The sequence below is a fragment of the Parasphingorhabdus sp. W113 genome (assembly GCF_055693205.1).
Window position 1 is genome coordinate 3,035,693 of the sequence record NZ_CM146328.1, and the last position, 14,428, is coordinate 3,050,120.

At 58.1% G+C, this 14,428-nt stretch carries 10 protein-coding genes and 1 pseudogene; 4 read left to right on the top strand and 7 right to left on the bottom strand.

Annotated features, from left to right (window positions below):
- Positions 1 to 140 precede the first annotated feature (140 nt).
- The 3 genes from ACZ1GS_RS14670 (at position 141) to ACZ1GS_RS14680 (ending at position 5,279) form a co-directional block, all read left to right on the top strand.
- Entirely contained in the window at positions 141 to 2,537 is a 2,397-nt protein-coding gene (locus ACZ1GS_RS14670) for a xanthine dehydrogenase family protein molybdopterin-binding subunit (protein WP_472695910.1), read from the top strand.
- Between the two features lie 3 nt (positions 2,538 to 2,540).
- The gene (locus ACZ1GS_RS14675) at positions 2,541 to 2,990 is read left to right on the top strand and encodes a (2Fe-2S)-binding protein (RefSeq protein ID WP_472695911.1); all 450 of its coding nucleotides are present in this window, start codon (positions 2,541 to 2,543) and stop codon (positions 2,988 to 2,990) included.
- A gap of 135 nt (positions 2,991 to 3,125) precedes the next feature.
- Complete coding sequence (locus tag ACZ1GS_RS14680) at positions 3,126 to 5,279, top strand: FAD-dependent oxidoreductase (protein WP_472695912.1); 2,154 nt, start codon at positions 3,126 to 3,128, stop codon at positions 5,277 to 5,279.
- On the opposite strand, the gene ACZ1GS_RS14685 is transcribed toward ACZ1GS_RS14680, so the two are convergent.
- The 4 genes from ACZ1GS_RS14685 to ACZ1GS_RS14700 form a co-directional block, all read right to left on the bottom strand.
- Positions 5,276 to 5,881 (bottom strand): CDP-alcohol phosphatidyltransferase family protein, encoded by a 606-nt coding sequence (locus ACZ1GS_RS14685; RefSeq protein ID WP_472695913.1) that lies wholly within the window; start codon positions 5,879 to 5,881, stop codon positions 5,276 to 5,278. The genes ACZ1GS_RS14680 and ACZ1GS_RS14685 overlap by 4 nt on opposite strands.
- Positions 5,882 to 5,893: 12 nt before the next feature.
- The gene (locus ACZ1GS_RS14690) at positions 5,894 to 7,162 is read right to left on the bottom strand and encodes a NupC/NupG family nucleoside CNT transporter (RefSeq protein ID WP_472695914.1); all 1,269 of its coding nucleotides are present in this window, start codon (positions 7,160 to 7,162) and stop codon (positions 5,894 to 5,896) included.
- Positions 7,163 to 7,272: 110 nt separating this feature from the next.
- Positions 7,273 to 8,076 (bottom strand): SDR family oxidoreductase, encoded by an 804-nt coding sequence (locus ACZ1GS_RS14695; RefSeq protein WP_472695915.1) that lies wholly within the window; start codon positions 8,074 to 8,076, stop codon positions 7,273 to 7,275.
- Positions 8,077 to 8,248: 172 nt separating this feature from the next.
- On the bottom strand, positions 8,249 to 10,705 hold the full coding sequence (locus tag ACZ1GS_RS14700; protein ID WP_472695916.1) for a TonB-dependent receptor: 2,457 nt from the start codon (positions 10,703 to 10,705) through the stop codon (positions 8,249 to 8,251).
- Positions 10,706 to 10,977: 272 nt separating this feature from the next.
- Here ACZ1GS_RS14700 and ACZ1GS_RS14705 point away from each other — a divergent pair, with 272 nt between their 5' ends.
- Entirely contained in the window at positions 10,978 to 11,742 is a 765-nt protein-coding gene (locus ACZ1GS_RS14705; RefSeq protein ID WP_472695917.1) for an SDR family oxidoreductase, read from the top strand.
- Here ACZ1GS_RS14705 and ACZ1GS_RS14710 read toward each other — a convergent pair whose 3' ends face one another.
- The 3 genes and pseudogenes from ACZ1GS_RS14710 to ACZ1GS_RS14720 form a co-directional block, all read right to left on the bottom strand.
- Complete coding sequence (locus tag ACZ1GS_RS14710; protein WP_472695918.1) at positions 11,743 to 12,135, bottom strand: limonene-1,2-epoxide hydrolase family protein; 393 nt, start codon at positions 12,133 to 12,135, stop codon at positions 11,743 to 11,745. It abuts the gene before it with no gap.
- A 30-nt stretch (positions 12,136 to 12,165) separates the two neighbouring features.
- Complete coding sequence (locus ACZ1GS_RS14715; RefSeq protein WP_472695919.1) at positions 12,166 to 13,188, bottom strand: NADP-dependent oxidoreductase; 1,023 nt, start codon at positions 13,186 to 13,188, stop codon at positions 12,166 to 12,168.
- A 3-nt stretch (positions 13,189 to 13,191) separates the two neighbouring features.
- Positions 13,192 to 14,366: pseudogene (locus tag ACZ1GS_RS14720) on the bottom strand (acyl-CoA dehydrogenase family protein).
- Positions 14,367 to 14,428: the final 62 nt, after the last annotated feature.

Below are 14,428 nucleotides of genomic sequence, written 5' to 3' on the forward strand. Positions count from 1 at the left end.
TCATGGCTTTTGCAAGAGCACAGTAATGGCAGCAGATGAATTGGGGTCAGCTTTTGGCGATGGTCATCGCGCAGTTCAAGAAGCCGTTCGCATTATCGAAACATTATCTGTAAGCTGAGCCGGACAACAGGAGACGATGGATGTTTTTGCACGATATTGGGGTCCTTCCCGGCGAGACGAAAAGCGGCGCGGCCGGAACAGAAAAGCGTGCAATCACCAATTTGTCGCGGCGCGGCTTTGTGGTCGGATCCAGCCTGTTTGTCGTTGGCGTCGCGCTGGTCGGCTGTTCCCGTTACGAAGAACCCATAATCGATGCCGATGCGATTGACTTGCCGGAAGCCGGACCGAGTCCGCTGACCGAGGTCAAGGGCGGCGATGCCACGCCCGCGCTATGGATTGCAATTGAAGAGGACGGGACGGTCAAGATTACCTGCCACCGTTCGGAAATGGGCCAGCAGGTCTGGACCTCCATGGCCCAGATTGTCGCCGATGAGCTCGAAGCCGACTGGGACAAGGTCACGATTGTTCAAGCCGAGGGTCATGAACGCTATGGCGACCAAAATACCGACGGGTCGCGATCGGTGCGCTATAATTTCCATCGCCTGCGCCTTGCCGGTGCGGCGATGAAACAGATGTTGACCGAGGCGGCTGCGGTCTATTGGAAGATCGATCCGTCTGCCTGCTCGGCGGCCGAAGGTCTGGTTAGCAATGACCAGAATAGCGACACTCTCTCCTATGGCAATCTTGCGAAGCTCGCGGCCCGGCTGCAGGTCCCCGAGGAAGCCGCGGTCACGCTCAAGGAACCGTCCGAGTGGCGTTATATCAACAAGGAAATTCCGTCCCTGACCATCCCGCGCATTACCCGCGGCGAAGGCACGTTCGGTATTGATGTTGATCGCCCCAACATGGTCTATGCGGTTGTCGCCCGTCCGCCGCAGCTATTCGGCAAGACCGGTGCGGTTCGCGATGCCGGCGCTCTGGCTATTCCGGGCGTACTGCAGACCGTCAGGCTGCCCGACGCGAAACCCCCGGCGCTGTTTCAGGCCCTTGGCGGCGTCGCGATTGTCGGGACCGACACCTGGGCCGCCATTCAGGGCCGCAACGCGCTGGAAGTCGACTGGATTGATGGCCCGAATGCCGGTTATGATTCGGAAAGTTTCGCCGAACAGATGAAACAGACCGCACAGCGTGCAGGCACGGTTCGGCGCAAGCGCGGCGATGTCGCTGCTGGTCTCGCCAGCGCAGACCGGACCATCACCGCAGAATATTACGCGCCGCATCTGTCGCAATCGCCGATGGAACCGCCAGCCGCAACCGCGGAATGGACCGGAGACAAGCTCGAGTGCTGGGCCTGCGTTCAGGATCCCCAGGCGACGCGCCAGACGCTGTCCGATCTGTTGAAGATCGACAAGGAAAATATCACCGTCCACGCAACCTGGCTGGGCGGGGCGTTCGGACGCAAATCGAAACCGGATTTTGTCGTTGAGGCAGCGCTGATCGCCAAGGAAGTGGGCAAACCGGTCAAGGTGACCTGGACCCGCGAAGACGAAGTCCGCCACGGCTATTATCATTCGGCCAGCGCCCAGCGGCTGGAAGCGGGGCTCGACAGCGACGGCACCTGTACATCCTATCTCCATCGCACCGTCTTCCCGCCCATTGCCTCGACCTTTGCACCGGGCATGGATGTGCCGACGGACGGCGAAATGGGTCTTGGGGCCACCGATGTACCCTTTGCGATGCCCAACCTGCAGGTGGAATCCGGCAACGCCAAGGGCCATGTGCGAATTGGCTGGTTGCGATCGGTGTCGAATATCTATCACGCCTTCGCGGTACAGAGCTTTGCGGCGGAACTGGCCGAGGCGGCAGGCAAGGATCAGAAAGACTATCTGCTCGAGCTGATTGGCGGCGCACGGACGATTGATCCCAATGCGGAAGGGGCAACCTATCCCAATTATGATGCGTCGCTCGAAGACTATCCCATAGAAACCGCGCGATTGACCAATGTCGTGAACCGCGTGGCTGACATGGCCAAATGGGGCCGCAACATGCCCGCCGGTCGCGGCCTGGGTATTGCGGTACACCGGTCGTTCCTGTCCTATATCGCCACAGTAGTCGAAGTCGCGGTGACACCGGAAGGTGCACTGACCATTCCCGGCGTGTGGCTCGCAGTTGATGCGGGCACCGTGATCAACCCGCGCCACGCTCGCGCACAGATGGAAGGCGGCACTATTTATGGCCTGTCCAATGCCCTGTTTGGCGAGATCACCGCGAAGAATGGCGCGATTGTACAGGATAATTTCCCATCCTGGCGGGTCTTGCGCATGGGCGAAGCGCCGCGCGCTTTCGAAGTGGATATTATCGCCTCGAACACCGCACCGGCCGGCGTTGGCGAGCCAGCCACTCCGCCAGCCGCCCCGGCGCTGACCAACGCCATATTCAACGCCACCGGGCACCGTATCCGGACTTTGCCGGTTATCGGCGCAAGCGGCAACCGGCTGACACTGCCGACCGAGACAACCACCACGGGGGAGGGATAGATCATGACCACCAGTTTGAACATCAATGGCAAAAGCGAAACGGTTGATGCAGCGCCTGGAACGCCGTTGCTCTGGGTCCTGCGCGATCATCTCAAAATGACCGGCACCAAATTTGGTTGCGGCGTTGCGCAATGCGGCGCCTGCACCGTTCATGTCGACGGTACCCCGACCCGGTCCTGCGTGACCGCGCATGACTCGCTGGGCGATGCCCAGGTGACCACGATCGAAGGGGTCGAGGGTGCGGCTGCCGATGCCATTCGGGAAGTCTGGGTCGAGAATGACGTGCCGCAATGCGGCTATTGCCAGTCGGGCCAGATCATGGCGGCCACCGCGCTGCTGGCTGAAAATTCCAATCCGAGTGATGCGGATATTGATGAAGCGATGAGCGGCAATATCTGTCGCTGTGCAACCTATATGAGCATCCGGCGCGCGATCAAGCAAGCCGCTGGCTAAACCTCGCTGCGGGCAATGTTCCGGCGCATTTGGCCAACAGGATCAACTGTGCATCGACGGCAACGCTGTAACCGTTTATGCCCGGTCGGCGAACAGCAGATATCACAAATTGCTGAGGGTTAAGGGGAAGCCGCCATGTTCAAGAAAATCGGTATTCTGGTCGTCGTGGCAGCGGCCATTTTTGCATTTTTCCACTATGATCTGGGATCGTTGCTGACGATTGAAAACCTCAAGGCCCAGCAAGACGCGATTGACGCGCAATATAACGCCAATCCGCTCTTGGTTATCGGGGCCTTTTTCCTCTTCTATGTCGCCGTAACCGCCCTTTCGATCCCTGGTGCGGCGGTGATGACACTGGCGGCTGGCGCGCTATTCGGCGTCGTTGTCGGTACGATTATCGTCTCGTTCGCTTCGACCATCGGCGCCACGCTGGCCTTCCTGGCGTCCCGCTATCTGCTTGGTGACTGGGTGGAGCAGCGGTTCGGCCAGCGGCTCAAGAATATCAATGAAGGGGTCCAGAAAGATGGCGCCTTTTACCTGATATCAATCCGGCTCGTGCCCGCCTTCCCGTTCTTCATGGTCAATCTGCTGATGGGCCTCACCAAAATCCGGCTGGGCGTCTATTTCTTCGCCAGTCAGATTGGGATGCTTGCGGGGACGATCGTCTATGTCAATGCTGGCACCCAATTGTCGCAGGTCAATTCAGTGGGCGAAGTCTTTTCGCTTTCGGTTATCGGGTCGTTCGTGTTGCTGGCAACTTTCCCCTGGATTGCCAAGGCGATCATGGCCTTTTTCAAGAACCGCAAAATCTACAAGGGCTGGAAACAGCCGAAATCCTTTGACCGCAATCTGATCGTGATTGGCGCGGGATCGGGTGGGCTGGTCTCGGCCCTGATCGGCGCCACGATCAACGCCAAGGTCACGCTGGTCGAGTCCGGTAAAATGGGCGGGGATTGCCTCAACTATGGCTGCGTGCCCTCCAAGGCGCTGATCAAGAGCGCCAAGGTCGCGGACCAGATCCGCCATGGCGAGCGTTATGGTCTGGAAGCCAGCGAACCGAAGCTTGACTTCAGGAAAGTCATCGCCCGCGTTCACGCGATCATCAAGACAATCGAACCGCATGACAGTGTCGAACGGTTCGAAGGGCTCGGGGTCGACGTTGTGCAGGGCTATGCTCGGCTGACTGATCCGTGGACCGTATCGATTGACCGCAATGACGGGGAAAAACAGATATTGACCGCCAAGGCGATCGTGCTGGCAACCGGTGCGCGCCCGTTTGTTCCGCCTCTGCCCGGTCTTGAAGATACCGGCTACCTGACCTCCGACACGCTGTGGGACGAGATGGCCAAGCGTGACGCCGTGCCGGCAAAGATGGTTGTTCTCGGCGGTGGGCCGATTGGCTGCGAATTGTCGCAATCCTTTGCCCGGCTCGGCAGCGATGTCACGCTGATCGAAATGGCCGACCGGGTCATGGGCATTGAGGATGAGGATGTCTCCGAAGTCGCAACCCGCGCGTTGCAGGAATCAGGCGTCACGGTGCTGACCGGCCACAAGGCGACCCGGACGCAGATTGCCGATGGCGGCAAGCAGATCGTGGTCGAAAGCGACACGGGTACGCAGAACTTGCCGTTTGACGACCTGCTGATCGCCGTCGGCCGCGCCGCGCGGCTGGAGGGCTTTGGCCTCGAGGAGCTGGGCGTGGAAACCGAACGCACGTTGGTCACCAACGACCATCTCCAGACAACCTTCCCGCATATTTACGCGGCCGGCGATGTGGCCGGGCCCTATCAGCTGACCCATAACGCCTCGCATCAAGCCTGGTTCGCCACGGTCAACGCGCTGTTCGGGCGGTTCAAGAAATTCAAGCCGAGCTACGAGTTTCTGCCCTGGACCACCTTCCTTGATCCGGAAATCGCCCATGTCGGTCTGAACGAACAGCAGGCCCGGAAAGATGGCGTCGACTATGAGGTCACGCGCTATGATCTCGACGATCTCGATCGCGCCATTGCCGAAAGCGCCACCGAAGGCTTTGTCAAAGTGTTGACCCAGCCGGGCAAGGACCGGATCCTGGGCGTGACCATTGTCGGACAAAATGCCGGCGAGCTGCTCACCGAATTTGTCCTGGCGATGAAACATGGTCTCGGCCTCGGCAAGATCATGGGTACGATCCACACCTATCCGACCATGGCCGAAGCCAATAAATTCGCAGCCGGGGAATGGCGCAAGAAAAACAAGCCGGAATGGGCCCTGGATCTGCTCGCCCGCTATTTCCGCTGGGCGCGGAGCTAGGACCGGAAGCTACGCCAGGCGAGCGCGCTGCGCTGCACGACGGTAATCGCGCACAACACAGCAAAGACCGAGGCAATCAGCGGAAACTGGCCGGGTAGCAGACACATGACCACAAAGGCGGCGATGGTCTCTCCCCCTTCGGCGATCCCGGTGCTGTAGAAAAAGCTCTTCTCGCCATGCGCGCTGGTCACCGCACCGCGTTCCGCCGCGATGACCGCATAGGCCAGAAAGCTGATCCCGGTCACCGTGAACGCCGCCACCAGCACCAGCGCATAAGGCAGATTTTCTGCGGCGGCAAAGCCGAAAGCGGTCGGCACCGACACGTAGAAAAGAAAATCACAGACAATGTCGAGATAGCCACCAAAGGCGGTTTTCTGGGTCGCGCGCGCCACCGCTCCATCGAGGCCATCCAAAATTCGGCTGATCAGGATCAACGCCAGCGCCCAGCCATAGAGATGGAGCGTGATCAGATAGGCCCCCGCGAGACCGAAGGCCAGGCCGAGCAGGGTGATCATGTTGGCGGTCAGCCCCGCCCTGGCAATTGCCCGGCCCGCGGCATTGAGCGGCGGATCGATCAGCGGACGCAGTTTGGCGTCAAACATGGTGGCTGCCTCTTACACCCATGTGATGATCCCGATCACCGCGCCGGTCATCGCCGTGGCGCCATTACCCGCCAGCCAGCTCTTCATCCCCAGTCCGGCCACTTCGGCGCGGCGATCGGGGGACAGGGTGCCGATGGTTGAAATGATCAGGCCAACACTCGCCAGATTCGCCACCCCGCACAGCGCATAGGTCACGATCAGCTGGCCCTTGGCGCTGAATGTGTCGGCCGGCAGCGCCGCCAGTTCGAGATAGGCGACATATTCGTTGAGGATCGCCTTGGTGCCCATCAGCGACCCCGCGGCTGCGGATTCGTCCCACGGCACGCCGATCATCCACATCAGCGGCGCGAACAGCCAGCCGAATATCCGCTTCAGGGTCAGCGCTTCTCCCTGCACCAGCGGCAAAAGCGTCAAAATCTGATCGATCAGCGCGACAAAGGCAAAAATCACGATGATCACTGCAATCACCGCGAGGAACAGCTGCATTCCGTCCATCGTGCCCTTGATGATCGCATCGAAGCTATTGTCATATTTCAGCCCGGGCTCATCGCGATCCACTTTCGTGTCGCCGCCGCCGGGCACCATCAGACGGGCCAAGAGGATCGCAGCGGGCAAGGAGATCAGCGACGCTGAGATCATATGACCGACCGCATTGGGCACGGTCTGCTCAAGCGTCGTGGCATAGAGCACCAGTATCGCACCGGAAATGGTCGACATTGCGAGCACCATGATAGTGAACAATTCGGCGCGCGCCATGCGGTCGAAATAGGCGCGTACCACCAGCGGGGATTCGACCACGCCGAGGAAGATATTCGCGCCGCCGCTCAATCCGACCACACCGCTTACGCCGAGGCTTTTCTGCAACGCCCAGGACAGGCCTTTGACGATGATCTGCAACACCCGCCAATGCCACAACAGCGCGGCAAGAGCAGAAAACACGATCACCAGCGGCAAGATCTGAAACGCAATGATCAGCGGCGATGCAGCGCCATCCTTGATCGCGAAGGGCAGATCGGCGCCACCGAGATAGCCGAACATATAGCTGGAGCCGACCAGGGTTGCCTGCTCAATCGCCTGGACCGCCTGATTCGCGAGCCCGATAAAGTCCCAGATAATCGGGATACGCACGATCGCAACGGCCAGGACAAACTGTACCGCGATCGCGCCGGCAATCCATTTCCAGCTCGGCCGATCCTTGCGGTTCTCGGACACCGCCCACGCAACCGTCAGGATGAAGGCAATCCCGATCAGGCCTTGAAACTGGCTCACAAGTTCAAGCAAGTGCGGTATTCCCCATGCCGATGCAACAATGCATCACCATGGCGGAAATTTACCAAAGCGCCAACCGGGATTTACACGATATCCTGCGCAACTTCGTCAATCTGAACGGCTCAGGAAGCCGCAGCAATCGCGCCCATCATCAGTTCCTGATCTTTGCGGGTCGGATTGCCGCGCAGGCATAGCCCGCCATTTACCTGCAGATTTTCGCCGGTCATGAAACATTCGTCGCTGGCGAGAAAGACCGTTGCTGCGGCAATGTCTTCGCTGGTGCCGATCCGACCAAGCGGATAGCGCGCTTCAAACGATTCCACCAGACCGGGCACCTGGTCGACGCCAGCGGTCATTGGCGTGCGCGTCAGGCCGGGTGAGATGCTGTTCGCCCGGATATTACGGTCGCCAAATTCGTGCGCGACACAGCGGATCACATGGTCAGTGCCGGCCTTGGTCCCCATATAGGCGGCATGGTCATTCAGCATGACCGTCGCGGTCGCGGAACTGATCTGGATCAGCGAACCGCCCTGCGGATCGGTGTCGCTCATCGCCTTGATCATTGCCTGATAAAACTGGAATGGCCCGGTAAACTGCAGCGCGGTCATCATGTCGAGCTCTTCCTTGGTATTCTCCAGAAAGGGCTTGAGAAACCCGAGACCGGTTGCATTGACGGCGATGTCGACTCCGCCCATCTTGCTGACCGCCGTATCGGCCAAGGCGGTAATATCGGCTTCTTTGGTCAGATCACAGAGCGCATAATGACCGCCCAGCTCGCCGGAAAAGCGTTTTAACTCGTCTTCCTTGCGACCGGCAACCAGCACGTCAGAACCTTCGTCGCGGAGGCGCTGCGCGATCACCTGTCCCATATTGCCTTGACCAGCCGCACCGAGCACCACTGCCTTTTTGCCTTCCAAACGTCCCATATCCTGCTCCTTTTCAATTATCTCTATTGCGTCCCAAGGTACGGATCATGCCGCTTGGCGCCACTCTCAATATGGCTATCTTTCGGCGTTTTGTTGAGACGATTCCACGCAAAAACAGAGGGCCGAACCAGCGGTACTGGTCCGGCCCTCGAATTGATCAACGGGAGGTTGATCAGAACTTGAAGCTGGCTTCCACGAAGACCTGACGGCCGCGGTTCTGTGTGACCACCAGGTCATCACCAACGCCGGGCTGCAGGAACGGACGGCCGCCGCTGGTGTTGATCCAGATTTCATCGGTCAGGTTCACGCCGACCAAGGACAATTTCCATGCCCCATCCGGATCCCCGACAGAAATCGAGCCGTCGATCGAAACATAGCTGTCCTGCCGCAAATCGGTCAGCGAATCTTCGTTGGTGAAATAGGATCCGCTATATTGGACATTGCCGTTAATTCCGAACTCGAAATCATCGCTCAGCGGAATCATCCAGTCGAACGCGGCATTGGCAGCAAATTTCGGAGCCCGTGCAGCGGCCCGGCCGTCAATGTCCTCGCCCGATGTTGTCACAAATGGTGCGGAAAATTCGGCATCGGTATAAGCCAAGGCGCCAGACAGGCTCAAGCCTTCAACCGGCGTCCGCCAGGCCCATTCCACATCCACACCCTGGCTGGTCAGCTGACTAGCGTTAAAGGTCTGGAACTGAATGGTCGTTGCATCGAAATTCTGCACCTGAAGATCATCGAACACATAGTAGAATACAGAAGTGTTCAGTGTGATCGAACGATCAGCAAACTGTGCTTTCACACCGACTTCACCGCCGAGGCCGGTTTCCGACTGATAGATCAGCGCATCAGCGGTTGCCTGACGCACTGCCGGATCGGGATCGTCAAAGCCTAGCAGACTGGACGATGGCAACGCACTATTGTCAATGCCACCTGACTTGAAGCCGGTTTTGAAGGCTGCATAGATATTGATGTCATCAGTCGCCTGATATTTAAGCGACACTTCCGGAGAGAAGTTGCTGTCGCTGAACCGGATCGGTCCAGAGAAGAAGCCGCTGTCGATAAAGGCCGGACCCGCCGCCAGGAAGGCGTGGACATAAGGCACGGTAATGGTGTTGACCTTTTTCTCGTCGGTCCAACGCACACCGCCCGACAATTCGAGTTGCTCGGTCAGATCCAGCGTCACACTACCAAAGAAGGATATCGCCTCGGTCTTGGTATTGTGCTTCTTGAACCAGTCATAGGTGTTGCCCGTGATCGGATCAGGTCCGAGAAAAGAGATATTCACACCCTGTTGTGATGTATCGAAATCAATTTCACGGCTCTCGTAGAAACCACCAAGCATGAAGTTGAACATGCCATCATAGTCGCTGGCAATCCGGAATTCCTGGGTAAACTGCTCTGTCCGGTTCCGCGGATCACTACACCCGACACCGGCCGGCACATTGCCAAACTGACCGACATAGCCGTAACAGTCCGTGTCGACAGCATCGAGATTAAGATAGCCGGATACCGACGTCAGGGTCAGTGTATCGGATACATCAAGATCCCATTTCAACCGGCCAAAGAAAATGTCGGTCTCACCGAACGGAATACCGTTTTCGAAGCGTCCCTGTCCGGCGGAACCATCCGGAACACCCGACCGCAAGGCTGCGGCAGCATCGGTATGGTGATAGAGACCATCGGTGTCATTACAATCCGCATTGGACGGGATGACCACACCGCCGCCCAGCAGGAAGATAGAATCCGCGACGCCATTGGGGCCACAGTTAATATCCGAATGGGCAATCGCGCCATCATTCTCGTTCTTGGTATAATTGAGTTTCAGATTGGCGCTGAAATTGTCAAACGGATCCCATTGGAAGGTCACGCGGCTGACAAAATTCTGCAATCCGCGGCTTGTCCGGCGCGATCCGTTGGGATTAAACGCTGCGGTGCCCGGCGCCAGGTCAACATAATCTTCGATATTGTTGAACTGCGCCGCCACCCGGATGCCCAGAGCATCGGAAATCGGGCCCGATACATAACCGCTGACCGTCGTGCCATTTTCCTCAAATTCCTGGGAGGCCTTCACGCCAACTTCCCAATCCGGGGTCGGGTTGGCGGAACGGATAGCAAAAACACCGGCCGAGGCACTTTTCCCGAAGAACAGCGATTGCGGCCCTTTCAGAACGTCAATTTGCTCGACATCGAAAAATCCGGCTTGAACCAGGCGCATGGTGCTGACCTGCACGCCGTCAAAGTCAAACGCGACCGCAGAGTCAAACGAAGCGGAAATGTTGGAAGAGCCAACCCCGCGCAAACTGATCTGACCGCCCGAACCGGAACCGCCCACTTGCACGTTCAGAGCCGGAACGCGGCTCACCACGTCGGCAATCTCGTTCACCTGGAAATTTTCAAGCGTCTCACCCCCAATGGCTGTGACCGTGACCGGTACTTCCTGCAAGGTTTCCGTCTGCTTCCGCGCGATCACGGTAATGACATTGCTGTCATCCTCTTCCGCAGCGTCCTGCGCGAGCGCTGGCGATGCTGCGCCCATGAATGCCAAGCTGGCCGCTGATCCCAACAGCAAACCGCGCATCGACAATTGAGCAACGCTTTTGTTTGTACGTGACGATGAATTAGACATGCTTCTCTCCCAAAATAGCGCGATGGTAACCACCGGGCCAATCCTAAACTCTCAGCGGTTTTCCCGCTTTTCGTATAACTTCATCTTAAGCAGGAGTTTGGCGTCGCTCTGCTAGCCAATTTGATAGCAAATATGCGAAACTGTGATATTCGCGCAACATATGGTCGTGAACGCTGTAAAATCGGGATGGCATGCTAGCGATAATAAGCATTGCTATAGACGGGACTCTGGGAGTTTATGATCGCTGAAGAATAATGTTGAGAGGAATGGAAATGGGCCGTCTGAACGGGAAAATCGCAGTCGTCACGGGAGCCGCTTCGGGCCTGGGCAAGGCAATCAGCGAAACATTTGCACAGGAAGGCGCCAGGGTTGTCCTGACCGACATAGACAGCGCAAAGGCGGAAGCCGTGGCCCAAAATATTGGTCAATCGGCCACCGCGATGCATCAGGATGTGGTCGACGAATCCCGCTGGCAGGAGGTATTTGCCGAGACGACCCGTCATTTTGGCACGCCGCATATCCTCGTCAACAATGCCGGCCTGGTCATTCCGGCAACAATTGAAGATTGTACCCTCGAGCAATTTCGCAAAACCAATGCGATCATGCTGGAGGGCGTGTTTCTGGGGTGCCGGGAAGCCGTGCGATCGATGAAAACGCAGACCGAACCCTGTGCCATCATAAATATGAGCTCGATGGCCGCACTGCAGGGCTATTCGCCGTTTCTATCCTATGCGGCGGCGAAAGGCGGCGTGCGGTCGATGACCAAGTCGATCGCATTGCATTGCAAGGAACAAAATTATCCGATCCGCTGCAACAGTCTCCATCCTTCTGGCATCGACACACCCATGGTGCGCCAGGAAGCGGTCGGGGCGGAAGGGGCGGAAACACCGGAAACCGGAATGATCCCGCTCGGCGATCTCGGTCACCCGAAAGATGTGGCGGAACTTTGCGTCTATCTTGCGAGTGACGCGTCCCGCTTCATGACTGCCGGCGAATATCCGGTTGAAAACGGAACCCTGTACCAACCGCAACTGTGATCAGGCGCCACCGGCGCCCATCACCGACGCCATCTGGGTCTGAAATTCGGCGAGATCAAAATAGTCACGCCATTTGGCAATTTTGCCATTTTCCATTTCAAACGTGCCCATCACCCGGATGGCAATCCATTTGCCGTTGATCCGGAACTTGTCGGTGCGCTCGGTCAGCACGGTGTCGCCATCCGCCGCAATATGGTGCACAATCCACTCCGCGCCGTCCGACCCCATGCCGGAGCCGTCGAAAAAGGCCCGCACCGCAGCAATGCCGACACAGGGTTCCATCGGGATATTGTGATAGAAGATATCGTCGCTCATCGCGGCATAGATCGCATCATAGTCGAGACGGTTCCAGGCATCGATAAAATCGAGCACCAATTGTTTGCTATCAGCCATATCAATCTCCTTGTTCAAAGCACTGAAACGTCAGGCATCAGGCGAAACGTCGAGGATCATCTTGCCCTGATTGCCGCCCGAAAACAGTTTCATGAATGCGGCGAAGCTGTTTTCGATACCCTTGTCGATATCCTCTTCGTGCTTGAGCTTGCCCTCGGCCAGCCATTGCCCCATTTGCGCAATGCCCTCGGGAAAGCGCGGTGGATAATCCCGCACCAGAAAGCCCTTGATCGTCGCCTGACGCGAGATGAGATACCACAGATTGCGGGTACCGATGGGCTCAGGACTGTTATATTCGCTGATCAGACCGCACAGCACCATTCGCCCATATTCGTTGATCGACGCAATGCCGGCATCCATGATTTCGCCGCCAACATTTTCCCAGATCAGGTCGACGCCATCCGGCGCGGCGGTAGCGATTTCTGCCTCGAGCTGCGCCTGGTTCTTGCCGCGATAATCAACCGCCGCGTCGAAGCCATAGTCGTCAACCAGCTTTGCGCATTTGTCCGCGCCGCCGGCAATACCGACGACCCGGCACCCCTTGATCTTGCCAATCTGGCCAACCAGCGACCCAACAGCGCCTGCCGCGCCGGTGACCAGTAAGGTCTCACCCTCTTTGGGTTTTCCATCATCGATCATGCCAAAATAGGCGGTCATGCCGACCGCACCCAGAACCGACAGGAAATTGGTCGGCGAGGGCACCAGCGATGCATCCACCGGTGCGGTAAAGCCGCCGGCCTGAACCACCGAATATTCCTCCATCGCCGCGAGACCGACAACCCATTGGCCTTCAGGAAAGTCGGGATTTTTCGAGGCATGAACCCGGCCTACGGCGCTGGCCGTCACCGCTGCACCCAAGGCAATCGGCGGCATATAGCTCTCGGCATCACTCATCCAGCCGCGCTGTGCAGGGTCGAGCGAAATATAATGATTGCGGACCAGAAAAGCGCCATCATCCAATTCCGGCAGATCTTCTTCAACCAGCGCGAAGTCACTCTCCCTGGGCTCCCCCTGGGGGCGGCTGACAAGGGTAAATTTGCGGTTCTTGGTCATGGTCTATCCTTCATTTGCAATGCGGTGGGCCTTCTTAATTTTCTTGGCGAGCGACCATTTATGCACTTCAGTCGGGCCGTCATAGACGCGGAACGCCCGGACCTCGCGGAAAACCTGTTCAACCACCGTATCCCGGCTGAGGCCGGTGCCGCCCATCACCTGAACACAATTATCGGCGATCCGGAACAAGGCCTCGGACACCGCCACCTTGGCCATCGAGCTTTCGGTCGTACCCAGATCGCCAGTGTCGAGCACCTTGGCGCACCAGTCGATCATCAGTTCCGCCTGTTTCAGATCAATCTGGTTTTCCGCCAGCATGAAACCGACACCCTCGTGATCCACCAGCGGCTTGCCAAAGGCCTGCCGCCGGCAGGCATAATCACTGGCAATTTCCTGCGCGCGATCGCAGCATCCCAGCCAGCGCATGCAGTGAGTCAGCCGTGCCGGTGCCAGCCGAACCTGGGCATATTTAAAGCCTTCTCCGCTGACGCCGAGCATCTGATCCGCCGGCACCCGCAGATTGTCGATATTGACCACCGAATGGCTGCCCGGCATCGAGCTGTCGATGGTATCGAGCACGCGTTCGATCGTGATTGCCGGATCGGGCAGGTCGACAAGGAACATGCAGGCGCCATCTTCGGACTTCGCCATGATGATCCCGACCTTGGCGCCCTTGGCCCCGGTGATGAAGGTCTTGCGGCCGTTGATCACCCAGTGATTGCCGTCCGGTTTCGCAGTGGTCAGCATCATGCTGGGATCCGATCCCGCGCCATTTTCGCTGGCCGGTTCGGTCATGAAAAAGCCGAGCGCGCGCTCCCGTCGACCAGCGGCGCCAGAAAGCGCTCCTGCTGTTCCGGCGAAGCGCATTTGCCGAGCAAATACATATTGCCCTCATCCGGCGCGAAAGTATTGACCGCCAGCGGGCCGAGCGGAGACAATCCGGACTTACGCAGAACCAGCGCCGTCTCGAGATGCGTCAAATGGCTGCCATCTTCGCGAATATGCGGGGTCAGCACCCCGGCTTCCCGGGCCAGCGCGCGCATTTCCTGGACCAGTTCATCGGTCGGGCCGTGATCCTCACAGCGCGGGTCGGATTCAAAAGCGAAGATTTTCTCGCGGACAAACGTTTCGACATTGGTCGCGATTTCGCGGGCTTCGGCACTAATTTCGTGGTTCAACGGTCTTCCTTGATCAATGATTATGCGTCATGCTGAACCTGTTTCAGCATCTCGGGCGTTTG

Excerpts from the sequence above, each read along its gene's own strand:
- ACZ1GS_RS14675 (WP_472695911.1), top strand. The coding sequence starts at position 2,541 with ATGACCACCAGTTTGAACATCAATGGCAAAAGCGAAACGGTTGATGCA.
- ACZ1GS_RS14715 (WP_472695919.1), bottom strand. The coding sequence starts at position 13,188 with ATGACCAAGAACCGCAAATTTACCCTTGTCAGCCGCCCCCAGGGGGAG.
- ACZ1GS_RS14695 (WP_472695915.1), bottom strand. The coding sequence starts at position 8,076 with ATGGGACGTTTGGAAGGCAAAAAGGCAGTGGTGCTCGGTGCGGCTGGT.
- ACZ1GS_RS14700 (WP_472695916.1), bottom strand. The coding sequence starts at position 10,705 with ATGTCTAATTCATCGTCACGTACAAACAAAAGCGTTGCTCAATTGTCG.
- ACZ1GS_RS14710 (WP_472695918.1), bottom strand. The coding sequence starts at position 12,135 with ATGGCTGATAGCAAACAATTGGTGCTCGATTTTATCGATGCCTGGAAC.
- ACZ1GS_RS14670 (WP_472695910.1), top strand. The coding sequence starts at position 141 with ATGTTTTTGCACGATATTGGGGTCCTTCCCGGCGAGACGAAAAGCGGC.
- ACZ1GS_RS14685 (WP_472695913.1), bottom strand. The coding sequence starts at position 5,881 with ATGTTTGACGCCAAACTGCGTCCGCTGATCGATCCGCCGCTCAATGCC.
- ACZ1GS_RS14705 (WP_472695917.1), top strand. The coding sequence starts at position 10,978 with ATGGGCCGTCTGAACGGGAAAATCGCAGTCGTCACGGGAGCCGCTTCG.
- ACZ1GS_RS14680 (WP_472695912.1), top strand. The coding sequence starts at position 3,126 with ATGTTCAAGAAAATCGGTATTCTGGTCGTCGTGGCAGCGGCCATTTTT.